Consider the following 569-nt stretch of genomic DNA (forward strand, 5'->3'; position numbering starts at 1 on the left):
ATTAAAAGGAAAACCGACAGGCATTGCTTTTATCGATTCCACGAGTTTGCGCGTTTGTCATAACATCCGTATTCCTCGTCATAAGGTCTTTCAGGGCATAGCGCAACGCGGAAAAACCTCAATGGGATGGTTCTATGGGTTCAAATTACACCTGATTATTAACCATCTGGGCGAAATTTTAGCGCTTAAAGTGACCCCGGGTAATGTGGATGATAGGGAGCCTGTACGCGAATTATCAAAAGATCTCACGGGTTCTCTTTACAGCGACAAAGGATATCTGAGTCAGGAATTGGCGGATGATTTAGCTAAAACGGATATCACCTTTATCACGAAAAAGCGCCGCAACATGAAAGCGCTTGCACTGGCTGAGTGGGATAAGGTTATGCTTAAAAAGCGTTTTATCATTGAAACGATTAATGGACAATTAAAAAACGGCTCTCAATGAGAACATTCTCGTCACCGAAGTATAACCGGTTTTTTGTTAACCATTTTAACGGGATTGATTGCTTACTGCCTTAAAGAGAAAAAGCCATCACTGAAAATTTTCTACTCAGAAGAAGATATTTCAG

At 40.9% G+C, this 569-nt stretch carries 1 pseudogene; it reads left to right on the forward strand.

Annotated elements, in window-relative coordinates:
• A pseudogene (locus AACS92_RS03620) lies at positions 1–569 on the forward strand (IS982 family transposase); the annotation flags it as partial.

This window comes from Xenorhabdus sp. KJ12.1 (assembly GCF_963876495.1).
Lineage (GTDB): Bacteria > Pseudomonadota > Gammaproteobacteria > Enterobacterales > Enterobacteriaceae > Xenorhabdus > Xenorhabdus stockiae.